This is a genomic window from Trichocoleus desertorum ATA4-8-CV12, assembly GCA_019358975.1.
In the GTDB taxonomy this organism is placed as follows: Bacteria; Cyanobacteriota; Cyanobacteriia; order FACHB-46; family FACHB-46; genus Trichocoleus; species Trichocoleus desertorum_A.
Genome location: JAHHIL010000027.1, coordinates 1 through 20,744 on the forward strand (window position 1 = coordinate 1; position 20,744 = coordinate 20,744).

Sequence of the window (20,744 nt, forward strand, 5' to 3'; positions counted from 1 at the left end):
ACAGAGCTACAAACTGGAAAGCATCTGTAGGTGTCATGACCCTTGAAACGTAGCCAGTGAAGGCTCAGACTGGTCAGCTATCTAAAGTCGAGGCATGAAGCCCCGTTCTTTAGAGCGGGGTGCTGACGATACATCCAGTTGATTGACGCTGGCCTACCGAATATTAGGTCAATCTTGGTCAGATCTGGGTTGATTCGGGCGGGTAAAGTCTTGAATAAACGTTAAAAATTAGCGAATCCTAGCTTTTTACGTCTTAATTCTCCATATAGATAGATGTAAAACCCAGAATTCGAGCTTACGTTATCAATGTTTAGTTCTACGTCGCCATGTCTTGTGCTTTGCAAACAGGATGACAGTAGAGATGTGGGGTGCTAGGTAAGCTATTTCTCACAAATCAATCTATCTCAAGCAAAAGTCGTGTTCTTACGGGACTGAGGGGCTAAAGCTAGCTCAGGAATTATGGATAGAACTTGGCAAGAAATTACACAAATCGTCAGTGCGTCTGTGCCCATACCGCAACTCAACTCGCTGTTGGCACAGGCTCCAGCAAATTCTCCTACAACTACAGCACCACAAGCAGCCCCTGGGGCTTATCCGACAGGGGCAGATGGTTTTCTGCAAGGAATCGGCCTAAGTTTGGGCACTGCGATTCCCAGTTTAATTAAAGCCCTGATTATTTTGGTGGTGGGGCTACTCATTGCGGCATTGGTCGCAGCGGTAGTCCGAGGGATATTGAACCGGACAGATATAGACAATAAGCTAGCCGAGCGCATAACCCGTCACCAAGCGGGAACGCGGCCACCGAGGGTGGAAAAATGGGTGGGAGATGCCGTTTTTTGGCTAATTACCATTTTCACGGTGGTGGCTTTTTTACAGGCGCTCAACCTAACTGCGGTTTCTCAACCCCTCAACACTTTCCTTGACCAAATTCTGCGCTTCTTGCCTAAACTGGCGGGAGCTGGCATTTTGTTGGCGATCGCTTGGGCAATTGCCACAGTAGTCAAGCTGATTGTGACGCAGGGACTCCGCACCTTCGGCTTAGATGAACGGCTCGGTGAGCACATTAATGAACCGCCGAATGACCCTGATCCCCTAGAAGCATCTAGTACAACTCGACCCATTGCACCGCCACCGAGAGACCCGCCCTTTTCGTTAAGTGAAACGATTGGCAATGCGTTGTATTGGTTTATTTTCCTGCTGTTTTTACCAGCAATTTTAAACACGCTGGAGTTACAGGGGACGCTGCAACCCGTACAACAGCTGCTGAATGCGATTTTGGCAGTTCTGCCGAATATTTTGGCGGCAGTGTTGATTGGAGCGGCAGGTTGGCTGATTGCTCAAGTGGTGCGTCGCATCGTGACCAACTTGTTAGCCGCCGCAGGGACCGATCGCATTGGTACTCGCTTTGGGCTGAGGGGTACAGCAGGTGGCCAATCCCTCTCTTGGATTATTGGCACAATTGTCTATGTTTTAATTCTGATTCCAACGGCGATCGCGGCTTTGAATGCGCTGCGGATTGATGCGATTTCTCAGCCAGCAATTTCGATGCTGACTCAGATCCTCAATGCGATTCCACAGATTTTTACGGCAGCCTTGATTCTGGCGATCGCTTATGCGATTGGAAAGTTTGTAGCTGATCTGGTTACGAATATTCTGACCAGCCTGGGCTTCAACAATATCTTCTACTGGTTGGGTCTACAATCAACTCCCTACTCGGCTCCTCCTGCGCCTCTAGCAGGTGAGCCTCCTGTGATTCAGGAACTGGGTCAGGTTAGCCCCACGACTCCCAGAACTCGCACTCCTTCCGAGGTGGCTGGCATCATCACCTTGATTGGGATTCTCCTATTTGCGACCGTAGCCGCTACGAATGTGCTGAATTTCGTAGCTCTAACTGCGATCGTGGCTGGGTTACTGTTGGTATTTGGGCGAATTCTGTCTGGTTTGGTGGTGTTTGCGATCGGTTTGTATTTGGCAAATCTCGCTTTCAATCTCATTACCAGCTCTGGCAACTCCCAAGCTAGAGTTTTGGGCCAAACGGCACGAATTGCCATTATTGCTTTCGTTTCAGCGATGGCACTTCAGCAAATGGGCATTGCGCCGAATATTGTCAATTTGGCGTTTGGTCTGCTGCTAGGAGCGATTGCTGTAGCGATCGCCCTGGCTTTTGGCTTAGGTGGTCGAGAAATCGCGGCCCAACAAACCAGAGAGTGGTTAGATTCGTTCAAGTCAAAACGCTAACTGGCTGTGGGCCAATAGCATTGAGACCTTACCCCCAACCCCTTCCCTACAGGGAAGGGGAGATAGACCACAACCCTTCTTCGTTTTGGAGAGGGGTTTGTTATTTAATCGCCTAGATAAATGCCTAAGCCACGAGCGGTTTTGACTAAGGTGCCGCTAGGGTTTACGGCTTGATAATGCGCGATCGCGTCAGCAATGGGAACACTAACAACCTGACGGTTTTGCCAAGTGACCATGTGGTCATATTTCTCCTCAGCAATCAGATCGACTGCAGCTACGCCAAAGGCTGATGCGACCAGGCGATCGAGTGGCGAAGGCGTTCCTCCCCGCTGCACATGACCCAGCACTGTCACACGAGTTTCAGCCCCACTACAGTCACAAATGCGATCGGCTAAGTAGTCACCGATGCCACCATAGCGACATTGCCCTAAACGATTGGTGATCACAACTGGGTCTCCTGCTTCCGTCCGCACCGCTTCCGATACGATCACCAGCGAATAGTTTTTACCTTGCTCTTGGCGCTCCTTAATTTTGTGACAGATGTTAGCGATGGTGTAGGGAATTTCGGGAATCAAGATCACATCGGCACCACCCGCAATGCCTGCGGTAATGGCAATATGGCCTGCATCACGACCCATTACTTCTAAAATCATGACGCGGCTGTGGCTAGCGGCTGTAAAGTGGAGGCGATCGAGGGCTTCGGTCGCGGTATTGACGGCAGTGTCAAAGCCAATTGAGTGCTCGGTCACACCCACATCGTTGTCAATAGTTTTGGGGATCGCCACCAGGTTCAGGTTGCCTTGTTCGGCAATGCGCCGCAGAATTGCCATGCTGCCATCTCCACCAATACCAATGATGGCATCTAGACCGAGCTGGTGATAGCCAGCAATAATGTCTTGTGAGCGATCGCAAAGGGTGCCGTCGGGCATGGGAAAGGCAAAGGGATCGCCTTTATTGGTGGTGCCGAGCATCGTGCCGCCTGCAACCCGCAACGGATCTACATTTTCTAGGTCTAAGCAAATTGCCTGGGGTGCGCTGTGCATGAGCCCTTGGGTCGCTTGCCGAATTCCTAGCACCTCCCAACCGTAGGTACCCGCCGCCCGACATACCACCGCTCGAATGGCAGCATTGAGTCCAGCACAATCGCCTCCACTCGTCAGAATCCCAATCCGCTTTTGTCCCATATGGTTCGCCGTCGCCTAAACGACAAATAAGGTCAGGCTGTACAGTACTGGTGAAGTACCCGACGCTGATTGTAAGCAATACAGCACGGGCTTCCTGTTTCAACAGCCACTGCCTCCACCTTGCAAGCAAAGTATTGGTCTGACGCAGCTTCTGGAGGTTTTGGTAATGTCTGCATTCGCAGCACATCCCACTGACTCCCGTGATAGTTGCCTACCACCCAGGCAGCAACCCGCCTTCCGCAGGTTGATAACTTTTGCTTTTGCTTCTCTTGGATTTACGCAATGGCGACCAGTTGGAGAAAACAGCTTCCCTGAACTACCGATCTGTCTGCGGCAAGAGTCGAACCTCTACTTTGAAGTTTGCCTGTCTGTTCGATGCGGTCAGGTGGGTTATTAAACCATCTAAATTATACCTTGAAACCCTTGCCATGAATAGACTTCAAGCCTTTTATTTGCTCGATAGGTTGGCGATTCGTCACTCACCCACTCCACCCGCCTGTGGCATCGTTCGGGGTGAGACTCCTCAGCGCCGGACTCCCTATCCCGACGCTGACTTTTCAAGTACAGCGCGGGGCTTCCGTCGCTAGCTAAGCGGTAGCGTTTCTACAGAATTGCAGGTTGGCTTTAGGTTTGCTGGCAACGCTACTATGGCAATATTGCGCTTTTTGACAAATCAGCAAACGATGAACAGGCGCAGGCAAGAACGATAACCTATGTCAGACCTATCAGATCAGTGGAGCATTCCAGTTGCGCCAGAAGGCTTTAAATCAGGCTTTGTGGGCATCATTGGCCGTCCCAACGTCGGCAAGTCAACCTTGATGAATTATTTAGTGGGACAAAAGATTGCCATTACGTCGCCTGTAGCCCAAACTACCCGCAATCGGCTTTTAGGAATTTTGACCACGCCAGATAGTCAGTTTATTTTTGTGGATACTCCCGGCATTCACAAACCCCACCACCAGCTAGGGGAAGTTTTGGTCAAGAATGCTCAGATTGCCATTCACTCGGTCGATGTGGTGCTGTTTGTGGTTGATAGCTCCGTCGATGCAGGTGGAGGCGATCGCTACATCGTCGAGTTGCTCAGTAAAACCACAACCCCAGTGATTTTGGGCCTGAATAAAAGCGACCAGCAACCGGGTGAAACAGCAGCATTAGATGCCAGCTATCACGCATTGGCAGAACCCTACGATTGGCCGATCGCTAAATTCTCGGCTTTGACTGGAGAAGGCTTAGAACCCCTACAAACTCTACTAGGCGATCGCTTAGAACTTGGCCCCTACTATTACCCACCCGATCTCGTCACTGATCAGCCAGAGCGCTTTATCATGGGCGAACTGATCCGGGAGCAAATTTTGCTGCTGACTCGTGAGGAAGTACCCCATTCAGTGGCGATCGCGATCGATCGGGTGGAGGAAGAACCGACCATTACTCGCATCCTCGCCACCATCCACGTAGAGCGGCAATCCCAAAAAGGCATCATCATTGGCAAAGGTGGCAGCATGCTGAAGGCGATCGGCAGTGCGGCCCGTGAGCAAATGCAGAAATTAATTGCGGGTAAGGTGTACCTAGAGTTGTTTGTCAAAGTGCAACCGAAATGGCGGCAATCGCGCACTCGCCTCGCAGAATTAGGCTATCGGGTGGAGGAATAGTGGAGTTAATTGAGCGTTATCGAGGAGCCTTGTTAGGGCTAGCCACGGGTGATGCGGTTGGCACTACGCTAGAGTTTGAGCCGCCAGGGTCATTTACGCCCATCACAGATATGGTCGGTGGTGGCCCCTTTAACCTCCAGCCCGGACAGTGGACCGATGACACCTCAATGGCGTTGTGTCTAGCGGAAAGTTTGATCGAGTGCCAAGGTTTTGACCCGAAACATCAATTGGAAAAATATGACCGTTGGTATCGTCAAGGCTACCTCAGCAGCACCGGACGCTGTTTTGACATTGGCAACGCCACTCGCACAGCCCTATTAAAGTTTGAGGCCACCGGAGAGCCATACTGCGGATCTCCTGATCCGCGTGCTGCGGGCAATGGCTCGATTATGCGCTTAGCTCCGGTGCCGTTGTTTTATGCGACTCGACCAGAGGAAGCGATCGCCAAGTCCGCTGAGAGTTCTCGCACCACTCATGCAGCTCCCACAACGATTGATGCCTGCCGTTATCTGGGTGCCTTGATGCTTGGTGCTTTGCAGGGAGCTAGCAAAGAAGAATTGCTTGCAGACCACTACAGCCCCGTTCCTGACTACTGGAATCAGCATCCCTTAGTGCCAGAAATTGCTGAGATTGCCCAAGGCTCTTTCAAGCAGCGCCAACCACCTGAAATTCAAGGCTCTGGTTATGTGGTGCGCTCCCTGGAAGCAGCGCTGTGGGCCTTCTACCATAGCGATTCTTTTCCAGCAGGTTGTTTGCTGGCAGTCAACTTAGGCAACGATGCCGATACTACGGGAGCTGTTTATGGGCAGCTTGCAGGGGCGTTCTATGGAGAGACAGGAATTCCGGCGGAGTGGCGATCGCGCTTGGCATACCGAGAATTGATTGAGTCTTTGGCTGAGAAGTTGCTGGCTCTCTCGCGATCGCTTCTATGAGTGCTGCGTAATGAAAGTAGACCTCTCCCCAAACCCCTCTCCGACGCGGAGAGAGACTTTGAATTTGGCTCCCCTTCCCACCCCTGCGGGGAAGCAAGCTACAGCAGGGAAGGGGCTGGGGGTTAGGTTCCTAATCCAACAATTCGGTGAGAGCAGAAATGAGGGCTTGGTTTTGTTCTTCAGTACCAACGGTGATCCGTAGTTTGTCGTCGAGGCGAGGTTGATTGAAGTAGCGCACCAGAATACCCCGTTCTTTCAGAGCTTGGTAGAGAGCGCCTGTGTTGTCGGGAGCCTGGGCCAGAACAAAATTAGCTTGGGAAGGCCCGACTTTAAAGCCTAGTTGAGTGAGGTCAGTGGTGAGCTTAGCGCGAGAGGCTTTCACCCGTTCAGCACTGGCGTTTTTGTGCGCTTGGTCGGCGATCGCTGCTGCTCCCACTGCACAAGCCAGCGCATCGACGTTGTAGCTATCTTTAACTTTAATCAGCCCCGATAGTAATGCTGGATTGGCAACTCCAAAACCTAGCCGCAAACCTGCCAAGGAATAGCCCTTAGAGAAGGTTCGTAGCACAATCACGTTGTCGTGCTCTTTCACCAGCTCTAAAGCGCTGTAGTCGGCAAAATCGACATAAGCTTCATCGATCGCCAGCACTCCAGACAGGTGGCTAGCTAACTTGTTGAGCAAATCCAAAGGAACCAATGTTCCAGAGGGGCTATTGGGCGAAGCGATAAACGTGATCGCCCCGTTTGCCTCAATCAGCTGTTCGACGGGTAGGTTGTAGTCGTCATCGTAGGGAATCTCAAGCACTTTTGTGTCTTGAATTTCCGCTAACGTTTCGTAGAGAACATAAGTGGGAGTGGGGTAGACAATTTTGCGATCGCCTTCGGTACAAGCCCGCACCAGTAAATTCAGAATGTCATCACTGCCATTACCTGCCAAAATCCAATCGTAGGGAACGCCTAAAACTTGGCTAGCCGCATGACGGAACGAATCAGCCATCGGATCAGGGTAGCGCCGCAACAACTCACCATCAAAACCACGCAGAACTTGCAGGGCAGCCTCAGAGGGAGGATAGGGATTTTCGTTGGTGTTGAGCTTAATAACTTTGATGCCTGGGGCTGGCTGCTCCCCAGGTTGATAGCCAGTCATCGCATCAACGCTAGGACGGAAGTAACTCATTGTTCTTTTTGAGAAACGAAATTTTGCGATTGGTGAGTAGTTGACGTTCTTACCGACCCCTCCCCAACCCCTCCCCGATGCGGAGAGGGGCCTTTAAGTTAACTGTCGCGTACAAGAATTTCTTGCTCTCCCTTCCCTCACAGGGAAGGGGGTTGGGGGGTTAGGTCTATATTCATGCCATAAAGAACTTGCTGAATCACGTTAGCAGGAACTTGATCAGTAATGGTGACAGCGCCGATTTGGGTGGGCAAAATGAACCGCACCCGACCGTCTTGGACTTTCTTGTCGCTTTGCAAACTATCCGCGATCGCCTCAATATCCAAGCCTTCTGGCAGTTTGGTGGGGAGGCCAGTTTTCTCAATTAAGGCGAGTTGGCGATCGCTAGCAGCTTGATCCCACAACCCTAGATCTACAGCGATTTGACCTGCTGCCACCATGCCGATCGCGACCGCTTCGCCGTGATTGACCACTTTGTATCCGGTTAAGCTCTCGACTGCATGGCCGATGGTGTGACCATAGTTGAGGATGGCGCGTAAGCCTGCTTCTTTTTCGTCTTTGCTGACAACGTGGGCTTTGGCTTGACAGGAGCGAGTCAAGATTTCTTGCAGTAGTTCGTCGCTGATGTAGCGTAGTTGATCCAGCCGTGGGCTTTGTTCTAGTTTTTCAAACAGTTCGGCATCCCAAATAATGCCGTACTTGATTACCTCAGCCATCCCTGCTCGGAATTCTCTGGCTGGCAGAGTTTTGAGCACTTGAGGATCGATTAAAACTAATTTGGGTTGATGGAACGCGCCGATTAGGTTTTTACCACGGGGATGGTTGACGCCAGTTTTACCACCAATGGAGGCATCGACCATCGCCAGCAAGGTTGTGGGTACTTGCACGAAGTTAATGCCTCGGAGCCAGGTGGCGGCGGCAAACCCTGCCATATCACCAATCACACCACCGCCTAAAGCCAAAATTGTGGAGGAGCGTTCTAGACGGTTTTCTAGGGCTACGTCGTAGATTTTTTGTAGAGAAGCAGGAGTTTTGTAGCGTTCTCCGGCGGGCAAGATGCACTGAGCCACGGTAAAGCCTGCTTGCTCTAAGGAGGCGATCGCTTGGGTTCCGTAATGCTTAAAAATCGGGGGACTAGAAACGAGGAGAATTTTTTTGCCGAGTTTGAGTGGCTGTGCGCCATGTCCGATCAGCCAGTTTCCTAGCTGCTCCAGACCACCGGAGGCGATCGCGATATCATAAGACTGTTGTGGTAATTCAACAGGAATTACAGACTTCATTGGTTTCGTTCTGCCCCGACTAACAAATGCCCGTGGGCTGTATTCTACTCCACTAAATGATTCAATGGTTTTGTTGGGCTTTTGTGGAGAATTGTCAATGTCTGGTGCTTTTTCTTATCTGTTGGTGCTCGGTTTGTTTTATGGTGCGGCGCTTGGGTTGTTTTTTGGCTTGAAGGCTGTCAAGTTGATCTAGAACCGAGCCTTGGGGGCACCTGCCCCCAAACCCCCGCTGAGGGACGGCTGCGTCCCCCAGACCCCCTCCAGACGAAGCTGAGTGTAGGTGTTTCGATACATTTGATTCTTCTATCCCTTGCTCCTCTCTCCCCACCCCCTACCTTTTATCCTTCATCCCTACCTTTCATCCCTCATCCCTCATCCTTCCAGCTTCTAGCCAGCGATCGCGTTGACTTTGGGTACGACAGTTTGTGCCGTTTTTTGTGTCTCTGCTTTAGTAGCTAAATATTCGGTGAGTTGGGCTTCGATTTCGTCGCAAACAATTTGGCGATATTCGCTGAAGTGTTCGTTGTGGGCGCAGACGGTGAGGTAGCGATCCCAAACTTTGGGGTTGTGTTTGAAGATGTTCCAGAGGTTGCGCCAGAACTGGAAGCGGGTACTCCGGACAACGCCTTGTTGCCAGCAGACGGTGAGTAAGGCGCGAACATCTACCCAACTTGGAATTTTGCTGGGAGCCTTGAATTTGGGCGATCCCATGATCAGGTGGTGACGATACACGCGATCGAGGAATTTATGGGGTTCGTAAAGCTCGGAAAAGGCGTGCATGTATTCGCGAGCAATGTCTTCTAAGGGGCGAGTAGGAACGAAGTTCATCAACGTGGTTTGGTTGATGTTGCCTGTCTCATCCCCTAAACGCCCTTCTTTTTTCAAGCGATGCCACAGGGCAGTGTCGGGTAGGACTTGCAACATGCTGAATAGAGCGGTGGGGATGGCGGTTTTTTCCACGAACTGGACGATGCGATCGCCTGCACCCGGTTTTTCGTTGTCAAAGCCGATGATGAATCCAGCCATGACGCGTAGACCCACTCTGGTGATAGATTCAACTGCCTCGCTGAGGGAGTCACGGGTGTTTTGAAATTTCTGGGTCAGGGCTAGGCTGTCTTCGTCTGGGGTCTCGATGCCGAGGAAGACGGCGGTGAAGTTGCACTCCACCATCAACTCCATCATTTCTGGGTCTTGGGCCAAGTCTACCGAAGCTTCAGTAAAGAAGGAGAAGGGATACTGGTGCTCCTCCATCCAGGTTTTTAAGTCTTTGAGGAACAACTTTACGTTGCGCTTGTTACCAATAAAGTTGTCATCCACCATGAAGATGCTACGATCCCAGCCGAGTTCGTAGAGGTAGTTCAGCTCGGCTAGGAGTTGTTGCGGAGCCTTGGTGCGCGGTTTACGACCGTAGAGAACAATAATGTCGCAAAATTCGCACTGGAACGGGCACCCGCGCGAGAACTGCACCGCCATGCTGTCGTAAGCGCTGAAGTCGAGCAGTTCGAATCGGGGAATGGGTGTGGTGGTAACGTCTGGCTTCACGCCATTGGAGCGGAAGACTCCCTGGGTTTCACCACGCTCAATTGCTTCAATAAAGAGCGGCAAAGTAATTTCGCCCTCATCCAAGATCAGGTAATCAGCCGCTTGGGCCTCTTCCGGTAAGGCAGTTGGGTAAGGGCCACCCACAGCCACTGGTTTGCCTCGGCGTTTGGCTTCTTGAATTTGGGCCAAGAAATCATCTTTTTGCACAATCATGGCGGAGAGCATTACCAGATCAGCCCAAGCCCATTCGTCTTCTGTGACAGCGCGGACATTGCGATCGACCAGCTTATATTCCCACTCCTGAGGCAGAATGGCCGCAACAGTAACTAAGCCTAAAGGTGGCAGCAAGACTTTGCGGTCGACGAGTTCTAAAGTTTTTTCAAACGACCAAAAGCTTTTGGGAAACAGCGGATAGAGGAGTAAAACTCGCATTTAAATTTAGCCTCACAGGTTAAATGCCCGGTCGGACAGCTTACACAGATTCTGGATGGTTAATCACATTTTCTAAGGAAGCTTCCAGAAACCGGGCAAAAGTAATCAGTCGATTTAGCGGGTGTATTTAACTGGCGATTTAACTGGCGATCGCATTGATGTTAGCTGTGACGGTTGCCTTCGCAGTTTGAGCCTGGAAGTTCGCCTCAGCGGCTAAGTACTCCGCTAGCTGAGCTTCGATTTCGTCCCGCACCGTTTGACGGTACTCCAGGAAATGCTCGCTCAAAGCACAATTGCTCATATAGGGGACAAAGACGCTGGGATTGTGCCGCAGAATCGCAAAGAGTTGCCGCCAAAACTGCCAACGCGTACTGCGTTTGATGCCCTGCCGCCAGAAAATGGTGAACACAGCCCGGAGTTCCACCAGTTCTAGCATGCGAAATGGCACTTTGTGAGGCGATGGCTTTTGCTGGATGAAGTTGCGATAGACCCGTGACAAATAACGGCTAGGTTCGTACAGCTCCCAAAAACAACTCAGGTACTCACGAGCCAATTCTTCTACCGGACGGGTAGGGATAAAGTTGGTCAGCGCCATTTGGTGGCCCTGGGTTTCTTTGTTGGCCTCTAGCATCCGACCTTCTTTTTCTAGTCGGTTCCAGAGTGCTGTGTTAGGAAGTGCCTGGAGCAGCCCAAACATCGCTTTAGGAATCGCGGTAGCCTCGACAAAATCGATAATCCGTTGCCCCGCCCCTGGCTTCTCACCGTCAAAGCCGAGGATAAAGCCAGCCATCACATTCAAACCTGCCCGATTAATCGTTTGTACAGACTCCACTAACGAGTTGCGGGTATTTTGAAATTTGTGAGTCAGCGCCAAACTATCTGTATCTGGAGTTTCGATGCCGATAAATACAGAACCAAAATTGGCATCAATCATCAAATCCAGTAGCTCTTGGTCTTGAGCTAGATCGATCGAGGCTTCGGTGGCAAGGCGGAACGGATAGTTGTGGGCTGCCATCCAGGAGCCAAGTTCACGTAGCAACAGCTTGACATTGCGCTTGTTGCCAATGAAGTTGTCATCGACCATAAAGATCGCTCGCCGCCAACCGAGGTCGTACAGGGTTTGTACTTCAGCAATGAGCTGGGCCGGGGTTTTGGTACGAGGCTTGCGTCCATACAGCACAATGATGTCGCAAAACTCGCACTGGAACGGACACCCACGCGAGAATTGCACCGACATCTCGTTATAAGCCTTGAAATCCAGCAGGTCATAACGCGGAATGGGCGAAGTGCTGACATCTGGCTTTTCTTCTCCAGCGCGGAAAACACCAGAAGTTTTACCTTGGGCGATCGCCTCAACCAACATGGGAAGCGTAATTTCACCTTCATCCAACACCAGGAAATCAGCTCCTGCTGCCTGAGCTGCATCTGGAACCGAGGTGACATAAGGGCCACCCACGGCAACTAATTTGCCTCGTTGCTTAGCCTGCTGAATCAAATGCAACATATCTGGCTTTTGGACAATCATGCCAGAGATAATCACCAGCTCTGCCCAATTCCAGTCAGCTTCTGTCTCCAGCCGCACATTGCGGTCTACCAGGCGAAACTCCCACGTTTGAGGCAAAATTGCGGCAACCGTAATCAGTCCTAAGGGAGGAAGCGAAACCTTACGCCCAATCAGTTCTAGAGCCTTATCAAAAGACCAGAACGACCGAGGAAAAAGGGGATAGAGGAGTAAAACTCGCATTAATTGTTAGCCTCTTATCTAAAATAACGGCCCGTTTTCAGATATATTGATGTGCCTGTCTATCCTGAAAACTCTCACGATAAAAGTTTTCAGTCAATGCATAAAGCGCAACTGAATCAACGGATGCGAAGGGGGCCAATCCTCGCCATTAAAAGTGTATTTCCTCAAGCAAGGATTAAGGAACTTCCAGTATCACTTGTACTGGAGTTTAACAGACGCAACCCAAAAACGTATGCCTTGAGTGTTTTCAAGAGCGAAAGGTAGCGTTGAAGGAAAAGGAAGCAGCAGTAGAACGCAGAACTCAAAGCACCGAAACACCCACCCGCAAACTCGTCTGGAGGGAGTCTGAGGGACGCAGCCGTCCCTTAGCGGGGGTTTGGGGGCGAGTGCCCCCAATGGCTTGGTTCTTACCAAGAATGTGGATGCAGCAAAAGACTTATTCTGCGATCGCCCGCTCTTTAGCCTCAGCAGCCCTCACACCCTGCCCAGGTACCCCACTAACCTTCAACACATCCCGAAACGTGGCGCAATAAGTCGGCAAATTGAACGTCGCTGGATTCACCACATTCTCGTAAGTAAAATGTCGATACTTGACACAGAAACGATCCCAAGCCGCCATCTGAATCCGAAATACTGCAATCAGCACATCAGCTAGCACAGGCGATAGAGGAATCCGAAACTGAATTTTCTTCCCCAGATAATCGCAAAGCGTCTCTACTGCTTCATCCACCGTAATTCGCTGATTTCCTAGCACTAACTGCCGTGGCTGCCCCGGTTCCGGTGGGTGCTCTACCAAATGTTGCACTACCTGGGCAATATCGCGGCCATGAATGAAATGAAAACTTCCATCCGCCTTCAAGAAGCGAATCAGGTCAACCCATTTCACCACCTCTGAAATCCCAGAAGACAAGTGAGAGTAAGGTTTATGCTCATCCCCACCCAACACCAAAGTAGGGAACAAGGTAGTAACTTTAGGAGCGATCGCCAGCTTCGGTAACTGTTGAAAACAAGAGTACTTCGAGCTGATGTAATCAGTCCCCAGTTGCCCTGCTTCTTTGAGCAAGTGGTTTTTGCGATCGAGAATACTGGCGGTTGAGAAGTAAATTACTTGTTCGCAGCGTTCTGGATCGAGCAAACTCATCAACCGCAACGTCTTTAAAACGTTCACATCATAGGTTTCTTGAGCATTCCCCCAAGCAGTAGCCACCAAAATCGCCACATCCATTGATGCCAATAAGTCTTCCATGCGGTCAACATCCCGCATATTAGCCTTAATGATGTGAATCCCAGGACGAGCTTGGTAGTCAAACTTCAGCTTTGCGGGGTCTCTAACCAGCAGATGTAATTCATGCTCAGTGGACTGAATCAAAGCTTCCGCGATGTAGTGACCGATGCAGCCACTCGAACCCGTCATGAAAATCCGCTTGGGGGGCATGGAGGTATGAATAAATAGAGAGCTGAGGGAGCGGGGCCGTAACCCCAAACCCCATTACGCATGGGTGGTTTTAGATTTGTAGTGATTTTGAGTGGGGTGCGAAACACCAGTCAAAATCACTACCTCCATATCACCACCTACGCATGAACTGCCAAGAGTTTGTCAACTTGCTTTGCAGTTTCAAAGAAATGAGCCACATTTTCCTCAGGAGTGCCTTGCAGAACTCCGTGGCCGAGGTTGAGGATGTGGCGACGATTGCCTGCTTTTCGCACGGTATCCAGAATGCGATCGCGGATGAAGTCTTTGGAACCAAACAAAGCGCAGGGGTCAATATTGCCTTGTACGCCCATGTTAGCGCCCAGACGCTGACGCGCTTCGGCCATATCTACGGTCCAGTCCACACTGACGAGATCACATCCAGATTGTGCCATCCGCTCCAGAACACCCGCACTACCGTTGATGTAGAGGATCAGAGGCGCGTCAGGATGCGCCGCTTTAATCTTGGCAAAGACTTGCTTTTGGTAAGGCTGAGCAAAGGTTTCAAAATCTTGGGGGCTAAGCTGTCCTGCCCAAGAATCGAACATTTGGATCACCTGAGCGCCAGAATCAATCTGATAGCAGGCATAGGCGGCGATTGCGTCTGCTATCTTACCCAAGAACTTGTGGAGCATTTCTGGCTCACTGAACGCCATGCCCTTGATGATCGTGTAGTCTTTAGAACTCTTACCTTCAATCGCATAAGCTGCGAGTGTCCAAGGCGCACCGATAAAACCAAGCACTGCTGCTTCGTTGCCAACTTCTTGGCGCAACGTTTGCAGAATCGTGCGAATGAAGGGCATTGAGCCTTCGGGGTCAATGGGATGCAAGTTATTGATCTGCTCTAAGGTGCGAATGGGAGGATCAATAATGGGGCCTCGGCTTTCCACAATATCGAAAGGAATCCCAATTCCGGGTAGCGGCGTCAGAATATCGGAAAACAGGATGACACCATCGGGACGAAACGCCCGGAAGGGTTGCAAGGAGATCTCAATTGCTAGCTCAGGGTTTTCGGAGCGCTCCCGGAAAGAGGGATATTTGTCGCGCAAATCCCGATAGACTTTCATGTATCGACCCGCCTGCCGCATCATCCACACGGGTGGTCGATCAACAGCTTCACCCCGAGCAGCCCGTAACAGATAAGGAATTTGGGTCGATCCGGCCATTGAAGATTCACCAATTATTTCTTAAATGCATTTGCTAGCTTACCATTCCGTGTTGCCCTTGTTTCTCGATCGCCGATCAAGAAATCAGATTTGTTGATGAAGGGCGATCGCTTTTTATTTTCTCTGAATAGCCAATTTTCTCTATTGCCTCAAGCTCATGCCATCTGACCTATCCCCCGATCCGCTCGCCTTTATTGCATCACCCCCAAAACCTTTTTTGATCGAGCCTCCTCAGCGACTACGGTTTGCCTTGCTGTTTACTTTTTTGACGCTGCTGAGCGGATTGATGGCTGTGGCGCTGTCATGGGGGCTAGCCTTAGGGCTTTATGGCCGCTTGCCAGAGGCGATCGTTGGCATTGGACGACAATGGCTGGAATGGATTTTGGTGGGGGGAGCGGTTGGCAGTGGACAGTGGTTAATTTTGCGGCGCTACATTCCGAGTCAGTTCTGGATTGGGGCGACAGCTCTGGGTTGGATTGTGGCCAATGCCGTAGCTGCCTCCTCGCTGGACAACTCAGGTGAATTTCTTAGTCATCTCGCTTTTGTGTGGCTAGGTTTCGCTCAGTGGTTGGTGCTGCGACAATTTGCTAAGCCTGCCTGGTTTTGGATCTTGCTGCCTTGCGTAGCCAGTTTTGGCAGTTTTGTTGTGTCGCTCCTATTACAGGCAGCGGCAAGCACAGCCGGAGAACTAGGCGCACTTCTCCTACCCATTGCCAGTCAGTTCACCGTTTTGGGAGCTGTGCAAGCGATCGCTCTCTGCACCCTGCGTCAACAAGGTAGAAGCCATTCTCGGCGCGGCTCTAAGCCAGACTCCTCCTCTATCACTCCTGAAATCACCAACTTAGAGCAATTGCGATCGCTGGCTCAACAGTTACAAGCCCAGTTGAATCAAACAACTATTGCTAAGATTGCGGCAGACCCAGATCTGATTTACCTAGTAGATGTGACCGAGGATGGGGCGATCGCGATGTATCAGCCTGTGAATCAAGCCGCCTTTGACTACGCTGACCAAACTCCTCTTCCCACTCTGTTGGCGGTGTCTGAATCACCTCAGACAGAAGCTTCTCAACAAAAATCCTTGGCGCGGTTACAAGTGATTTTTCAGGCTGGTGGCACTCTAGCAATCCGATCTGCGGACGGTGAAATGCTCATCTAAGCGGAGATCATTTTGCAGCGCTGTAGTTCATAAAATTTCTGCGTTTTGCGTCTTAAACTTAGTAAAGATTACGATTAAAAATTGTGGGCATAGGATCGTTTAATTCATGAATATTGCGGATTTTTTCCAGCAGAGTGCTGGCAAATGGTTTTCCCAGCGCACCAGTCACCACTTGGCATTCAAGCAATCCGAAAGCGGTAAATCAGATATTGTGATTGAAATGCTGCCCAGCAACAATCCAGAAGTGGTGAAGCTGTGCGAACAGTATGAGATTGACCCAGGGTTGGCTCTTTGTGGAGCGCGTGTCACCTGGAACGGCACGATGGAATGGGACGAAGAAAAACATACTGGCTCCACGGTGCTAGTTCCGATTGCTGATCTAGAAAACCCTAAGGAAGGTAAATTGCTGCGCGAAATGGGCTATGCCGAAAAGGCTCCCGTTGCGGGACGCTACAGAATGGGGGACGACGAAGCCCTGACGCTAATTACTGAGTATGAATCCATGTACTCCGAGGAGCGCTTATGGTTTGCCAGCCCCAATTTACGATTACGGACTAGCATCTTGAAACGCTTCGGTGGCTTCAGTATGGCTACGTTCTGCTCAGAAATTCGTATGGGCGGAACCCAACCCCAAGCTCAAACAGCCGACAGCACGGCTAATGCCTAGGCAAGGGCCACCGAGTAAAGGAGCTCGAGGAGAAGCCCATACCCGTTGCTGTCGCTAGGCCCGCTGGCTATTAGACTCGCTAGGGCTCAGGGTTTCGGATACAGCCAGTTCATCTTCTGGGGTTTGAGCTACTGCCTTGAGCTTAGTGTAAAACTCAGAGGATTCTGGGATGGGTACAAACTGGTGAATGGGTTCTGTCTTTGCTTGGTTGGCTAGAGCGAATTCTGTGCTGACGGGTTCACTGTCCATTGGAGTTAAACCTGCTAGCAGGCGATCGGCTTCTGCCAGTACAGATTCTAAAGAGACATCTCCTAGAGAAACATCGGCAGCAGTGTCTGGTTCAGATGGAACCAGGTTACCGTTAAGGGAACGAGGCGTTTGAGGCAGGATTGGTTCGGTTGCTGGGGGAAACTCAGCCACCACTTCAGAAGTAATGGTTTCTGGAGCTGTATCCACTATGACTGACTCTGGGACTGGCTCTGGCACTGACTCTGGGACTGGCTCTGGCACTAGCTCCGGATTGGAGTCTGGTAATAATTGAGCTAGATTTGATGCCGTAGTCAGTTGGGCTGATGTGGAAGAGGGAGTGGTTTCTGGGCGCGATTCTGGGCGCGATTCTGGGCGCGATCGCTCATCCCTAGGATGCTCATCCATAGGATAAGAGGGGATGCTCGATTCCTCAGCTCTGGCAAAGAGCGAAGTAGCAGGGGAAGCAGAGCCCGTTACAGGGGCAACCGGAGGGCTATCAGTCCTAGCCGCTGCTGGCAACAGGTAGCGCCAGTGAGACTGGGGTGGAAACTTAGGAGGCGGTAAAGGAACAGCTTCCCCAACAGCAGGAGCCTTAGGGACAAACACCTGAGGAAACTTGCTGCACACAATTCGCTCAAATTCGTGGTTGAAGTGATACAGCGGTTGCCCCCGCCGTCGCCATAGCGCCAAAATTTGCTCAACAGAAATAGCCTTGTAACGTCCTTGATACAAAGCTTCAATTACAGCTGAGCGCACCCAAAGCGGTTGGTAGGTACTCGACCAAGAGGTTACTAATTCATCAACAGTGCAGCCATTGAGGTCAAAGCTGTAGTGAATCAGCAGAGCCGCTGCATTAGCGCTCACAGAGTCTTTTACTGATTCTGTCATGCTCAACTGTTTACTGCATCTCCCTTTCAAGTTAGCTTAGGTGAGCCGCGAAAAGCGAGAGCAGGAGAGTGTGACCGATTCCTAAGCTGATTGACACCAGATCTCGATCCATCTCTGTGGCCTACAAAAAGCAGACTGAAACAGCGACGGATTTTGACATTAAAGCGCAAATCGCCCGTGGATTCAAACAGCCTCAGGATGATTAGTCATTGGTGGGCCGAACTACACCCCCCTCAACTGGACGAATACCAGAGCCCCCGAACGGTTCTGCTCCTCCACTCCAGTTGAAGTCGCTGATGCGTAAACCAAGGGAACCGATCGCCAAAACTGGGTTGTAGCGCAAGGTCACACCATAAGTTCGGCGGCTGTACTCCAAAATGTAGTCTGTACTAATTTCATTCCCCGTATCTATGTTGATCGCGGTTTGAAACCCGAAGCGGAATGGGCCGTAAATTTGCTGCAAAATTCCACCGGAGAGAACTTTGTCATCCACAACCCGATCGAACAGAAATGGGGATTGCCCCCCGATCGCGCTTTGAGAATAGCTGAGGTTGTAACCTGTGTAGTCAAAAAAGCGCCGTGAAAAATGACCGACTTGCCCTTGTATCCCCACCGTCCCTGTGAGGGTGGTTTGGCTGTCACCGTTGGTATAGCCATTCGCTACACCTCTGACTCCCGTAAACAGCTGTAAATAAGGAACGACCGGAGCGGGGGTATAGCGCAAGCCTTCAGTTGCAGTGGGCGGTAAAGGCTTGCCTTGCCAAAGGGTAAAGCCCTTATTGAGGGCGGCACTCGCTTCAGCGCGACCTAAACTGATGCGATTGTTAGTGCGGTTGGCATCGAGTAAATCTAGGCGATCGCTGTCAGCTGTGACAAATTGGGCCCCTGCTTGGTAGCTCAAGCTGATACCTGTATCTCCTAATGGCACCACTGGAGAAATCAAGAAGGCACCCAAACTGCTCTGCACATCTTGATAACCCAAAGAGCCATTGAACAGGCGATCGCGATAGCTATAGTCAACCGCCAAGGTATGAGTGCCTACTAACTGCCGTAAGCGGACATTGGCCCGGGCTTCCTCCTCAAAATCGCTGGGATCTAGGCTATTGAGTGTTACCGAGCTAGTCAGCGTGGTGCGGGGGCTGAGGGTAGCTGTCAACTTAGTTTTTAAGCCGTATACAGAAGGGTCAAAGATGGCCCCATTACTGTCCGTCAGGGCTTTTTGAATCAAGAACTGGGGCGTGACACTAAAGCGAATCTTCTCGTTGGAAATCGGCTCAAACGTGCTCTGCACAAACAAGCCACCCCGATCTTCTTGGTCAAAGCCAAACTGCAATAAAGCAGGGTCACGTTCCCGGCGGTCGAGAATCACCCGCGATCGCAGCAGAGGGAGAGAGAACCGTTGGTCAAAGACGAGGCGGGGGCGCTTAGCTCTGACTTCATCCCGGAGCGGTGAAAGGTTGGTGAGCGTGGCTTCGTCCGCACGTAATTCTAGTTCTGGAGGTGAGAACGGGTCATTAGTAATGCGAATATTCTGAGCTTGCCAACCCCTAGGATTGAACGCGATCTGACCTGCCTCAAATCGCAAGCGTCGTACAGAGCCACCTTGCGTCGAGGAAGGAGCATCTTGTCCTGCCCCCACACCAATATTGACCCCACCAGGACTAGCAACATTTTGAGTGGGCTGCGTTGCCGTAATGCGATCGCTTAAGGGGCGGTCGTAAGTGACGCCAGCACTGACATCAGTTGGCAAGGTAGGGGTGAAATCGGTGCTAGCGGTCGGCAAGAAAATCTCACCTCTTGCCCCTGCGATCGTGCCTGTGTTTTGCACAAAATTGTACTCGAAGCGATCGCCCCGCAGCACCTGCTCACCACGGGTCAGCGCCACGTTACCTTCTGCGACTGCAAAGCGATTGGGAATATTGACTTGCAAGCGCTCTGTATCGAGAACTGCACCCCGAAAGCGCATCAAGACATTACCTTCCGCCGTAAAGACCCGCCGTTGTTCGTCGTACTCCTGGCGATCAGCACTAAGTTCAATCACCCCACTGCTTGCAGGGTCATTACTCGGCAGGGTCACAGGGCTGGTCGGCGCGACAACTGGCGCTGAATTTGAGGGCGGTGCGGCTGGAGCAGGTGCCTCTGGAATCACCAGAGTAGGTGCTGCTTGCGGAGAAGAAGTTGTTTGAGGATTAGGGTTGGCTTCTGGGGTGCTTGGAGGGCGAGCAGGAGCCGTTTCTAAGATTGGCTGGGGAATCGGCTGCGCTTCGTCTGGGGAAGCGATAGGCTGTCTAGCGGGAGGCGGTGAGGAAGCAGGGGGTGGCGTCGCCGGACGCAAGGAGGGCAAGTTTGGGCCAGAAGTAGAATTGTTAGTGCCAGCAGGAGGTGTCGCTACAATGGACCAACCAGAGGGAGCGGGTGGGGCGATCGCAGGTTGAACTTGACTTGCAACCGGATAATTTTTAGTAGAAGTGCTGGGGCTGGCTATGACGCTGGAAACGTAGCGAGGTGGCAGCGCTGGAGCCGTAGCATTGATATGAACGTCGGATTGACGATGCCTGGGGATAACTTCTGTCTCTGAAGCATCCACAACCAACGGTGAACCCAAGGCCGTAGCAGACTCAGCGTTACTTTCTATGGCCTGATTTTCTATTCCAGAAGGAGACAATCCTTGGGGACTGCCTGCCAGTTGAGGCTCCTCCGAGGCAACAGGTAAAGCTGGCTCAGCTGGCTGATCAGAGAACGAGTTCTCTGGGGCGAAGGCTTCAGGGGGGGTAGGGGTTGTGAGTGTTCCTACTACGACAGACTGAGAAATATCTGGGTTAGATACGGGCTCAATTGTCGTTGCTGCAACCGCAACTGAGGAGTGGTGCTCCTCAGGCGGCAAGGAATTGATAATCGCAGGCGGTTCAGGTGGTAGGACCGGGTAGGGCATACTTTAGCAGAATGGTTCCGACAAACAGCCCGGACACGTT

16 protein-coding genes are annotated in these 20,744 nt (G+C 51.3%); 7 read left to right on the top strand and 9 right to left on the bottom strand.

The genetic code is table 11. The features are described 5' to 3' along the window. Nucleotides 1-459 precede the first annotated feature (459 nt). Entirely contained in the window at nt 460-2,238 is a 1,779-nt protein-coding gene (locus tag KME12_17500) for a mechanosensitive ion channel (GenBank protein MBW4489581.1), read from the top strand. Nucleotides 2,239-2,342: 104 nt separating this feature from the next. Here KME12_17500 and KME12_17505 read toward each other — a convergent pair whose 3' ends face one another. Further along, a complete protein-coding gene (locus KME12_17505) occupies nt 2,343-3,422 on the bottom strand; it encodes an ATP-dependent 6-phosphofructokinase (protein MBW4489582.1) in 1,080 nt (359 codons plus the stop codon). Nucleotides 3,423-3,850: 428 nt separating this feature from the next. On the opposite strand from KME12_17505, the gene KME12_17510 reads away from it, so the two are divergent. The 3 genes from KME12_17510 to KME12_17520 all read left to right on the top strand — a co-directional run bounded on the left by KME12_17510 (nt 3,851) and on the right by KME12_17520 (nt 6,003). Continuing rightward, a complete protein-coding gene (locus KME12_17510; protein MBW4489583.1) occupies nt 3,851-4,009 on the top strand; it encodes a hypothetical protein in 159 nt (52 codons plus the stop codon). Between the two features lie 126 nt (nt 4,010-4,135). Next, nucleotides 4,136-5,071 carry a GTPase Era gene (gene era / locus KME12_17515; GenBank protein ID MBW4489584.1) on the top strand — a complete coding sequence of 312 codons (936 nt, stop codon included), beginning with the start codon at nt 4,136-4,138 and terminating at the stop codon, nt 5,069-5,071. Further along, entirely contained in the window at nt 5,071-6,003 is a 933-nt protein-coding gene (locus KME12_17520) for an ADP-ribosylglycohydrolase family protein (protein ID MBW4489585.1), read from the top strand. The genes era and KME12_17520 overlap by 1 nt, the downstream gene beginning before the upstream one ends. 130 nt (nt 6,004-6,133) lie before the next feature. Here KME12_17520 and hisC read toward each other — a convergent pair whose 3' ends face one another. Next, nucleotides 6,134-7,180: a histidinol-phosphate transaminase gene (gene hisC / locus KME12_17525; protein ID MBW4489586.1), complete on the bottom strand. Its 1,047-nt coding sequence runs from the start codon at nt 7,178-7,180 to the stop codon at nt 6,134-6,136. Between the two features lie 137 nt (nt 7,181-7,317). After that, nucleotides 7,318-8,457, bottom strand: a complete 1,140-nt coding sequence (gene aroB / locus KME12_17530) for a 3-dehydroquinate synthase (protein ID MBW4489587.1) — start codon at nt 8,455-8,457, stop codon at nt 7,318-7,320. A gap of 97 nt (nt 8,458-8,554) precedes the next feature. Here aroB and KME12_17535 point away from each other — a divergent pair, with 97 nt between their 5' ends. Further along, a complete protein-coding gene (locus KME12_17535) occupies nt 8,555-8,650 on the top strand; it encodes a cytochrome B6 (protein MBW4489588.1) in 96 nt (31 codons plus the stop codon). 194 nt (nt 8,651-8,844) lie between these two features. Here KME12_17535 and KME12_17540 read toward each other — a convergent pair whose 3' ends face one another. The 4 genes from KME12_17540 to hemE form a co-directional block, all read right to left on the bottom strand. Then, nucleotides 8,845-10,431, bottom strand: a complete 1,587-nt coding sequence (locus KME12_17540) for a B12-binding domain-containing radical SAM protein (protein ID MBW4489589.1) — start codon at nt 10,429-10,431, stop codon at nt 8,845-8,847. A gap of 139 nt (nt 10,432-10,570) precedes the next feature. Beyond that, nucleotides 10,571-12,175 (bottom strand): B12-binding domain-containing radical SAM protein, encoded by a 1,605-nt coding sequence (locus KME12_17545; GenBank protein MBW4489590.1) that lies wholly within the window; start codon nt 12,173-12,175, stop codon nt 10,571-10,573. Nucleotides 12,176-12,611: 436 nt separating this feature from the next. Then, nucleotides 12,612-13,610, bottom strand: coding sequence for an NAD(P)-dependent oxidoreductase (locus tag KME12_17550; protein MBW4489591.1), 999 nt, complete (start codon nt 13,608-13,610; stop codon nt 12,612-12,614). 137 nt (nt 13,611-13,747) lie between these two features. Then, a complete protein-coding gene (gene hemE / locus KME12_17555) occupies nt 13,748-14,812 on the bottom strand; it encodes a uroporphyrinogen decarboxylase (protein MBW4489592.1) in 1,065 nt (354 codons plus the stop codon). Between the two features lie 157 nt (nt 14,813-14,969). Here hemE and KME12_17560 point away from each other — a divergent pair, with 157 nt between their 5' ends. Continuing rightward, nucleotides 14,970-15,968: a hypothetical protein gene (locus KME12_17560; protein ID MBW4489593.1), complete on the top strand. Its 999-nt coding sequence runs from the start codon at nt 14,970-14,972 to the stop codon at nt 15,966-15,968. 106 nt (nt 15,969-16,074) lie between these two features. After that, entirely contained in the window at nt 16,075-16,635 is a 561-nt protein-coding gene (locus KME12_17565) for a phycobiliprotein lyase (protein ID MBW4489594.1), read from the top strand. A gap of 54 nt (nt 16,636-16,689) precedes the next feature. On the opposite strand, the gene KME12_17570 is transcribed toward KME12_17565, so the two are convergent. Next, the gene (locus tag KME12_17570) at nt 16,690-17,772 is read right to left on the bottom strand and encodes a hypothetical protein (protein MBW4489595.1); all 1,083 of its coding nucleotides are present in this window, start codon (nt 17,770-17,772) and stop codon (nt 16,690-16,692) included. Between the two features lie 202 nt (nt 17,773-17,974). Continuing rightward, nucleotides 17,975-20,704 (bottom strand): DUF3769 domain-containing protein, encoded by a 2,730-nt coding sequence (locus KME12_17575; GenBank protein ID MBW4489596.1) that lies wholly within the window; start codon nt 20,702-20,704, stop codon nt 17,975-17,977. Nucleotides 20,705-20,744: the final 40 nt, after the last annotated feature.

Bases quoted from the DNA above. Each gene is read 5' to 3' on its own strand.
- hemE (MBW4489592.1), bottom strand. From the start codon at position 14,812: ATGGCCGGATCGACCCAAATTCCTTATCTGTTACGGGCTGCTCGGGGT.
- KME12_17540 (MBW4489589.1), bottom strand. From the start codon at position 10,431: ATGCGAGTTTTACTCCTCTATCCGCTGTTTCCCAAAAGCTTTTGGTCG.
- KME12_17535 (MBW4489588.1), top strand. From the start codon at position 8,555: ATGTCTGGTGCTTTTTCTTATCTGTTGGTGCTCGGTTTGTTTTATGGT.
- KME12_17500 (MBW4489581.1), top strand. From the start codon at position 460: ATGGATAGAACTTGGCAAGAAATTACACAAATCGTCAGTGCGTCTGTG.
- KME12_17570 (MBW4489595.1), bottom strand. From the start codon at position 17,772: ATGACAGAATCAGTAAAAGACTCTGTGAGCGCTAATGCAGCGGCTCTG.
- KME12_17575 (MBW4489596.1), bottom strand. From the start codon at position 20,704: ATGCCCTACCCGGTCCTACCACCTGAACCGCCTGCGATTATCAATTCC.
- hisC (MBW4489586.1), bottom strand. From the start codon at position 7,180: ATGAGTTACTTCCGTCCTAGCGTTGATGCGATGACTGGCTATCAACCT.
- KME12_17565 (MBW4489594.1), top strand. From the start codon at position 16,075: ATGAATATTGCGGATTTTTTCCAGCAGAGTGCTGGCAAATGGTTTTCC.
- KME12_17545 (MBW4489590.1), bottom strand. From the start codon at position 12,175: ATGCGAGTTTTACTCCTCTATCCCCTTTTTCCTCGGTCGTTCTGGTCT.
- KME12_17510 (MBW4489583.1), top strand. From the start codon at position 3,851: ATGAATAGACTTCAAGCCTTTTATTTGCTCGATAGGTTGGCGATTCGT.
- aroB (MBW4489587.1), bottom strand. From the start codon at position 8,457: ATGAAGTCTGTAATTCCTGTTGAATTACCACAACAGTCTTATGATATC.
- KME12_17550 (MBW4489591.1), bottom strand. From the start codon at position 13,610: ATGCCCCCCAAGCGGATTTTCATGACGGGTTCGAGTGGCTGCATCGGT.
- KME12_17560 (MBW4489593.1), top strand. From the start codon at position 14,970: ATGCCATCTGACCTATCCCCCGATCCGCTCGCCTTTATTGCATCACCC.
- era (MBW4489584.1), top strand. From the start codon at position 4,136: ATGTCAGACCTATCAGATCAGTGGAGCATTCCAGTTGCGCCAGAAGGC.
- KME12_17505 (MBW4489582.1), bottom strand. From the start codon at position 3,422: ATGGGACAAAAGCGGATTGGGATTCTGACGAGTGGAGGCGATTGTGCT.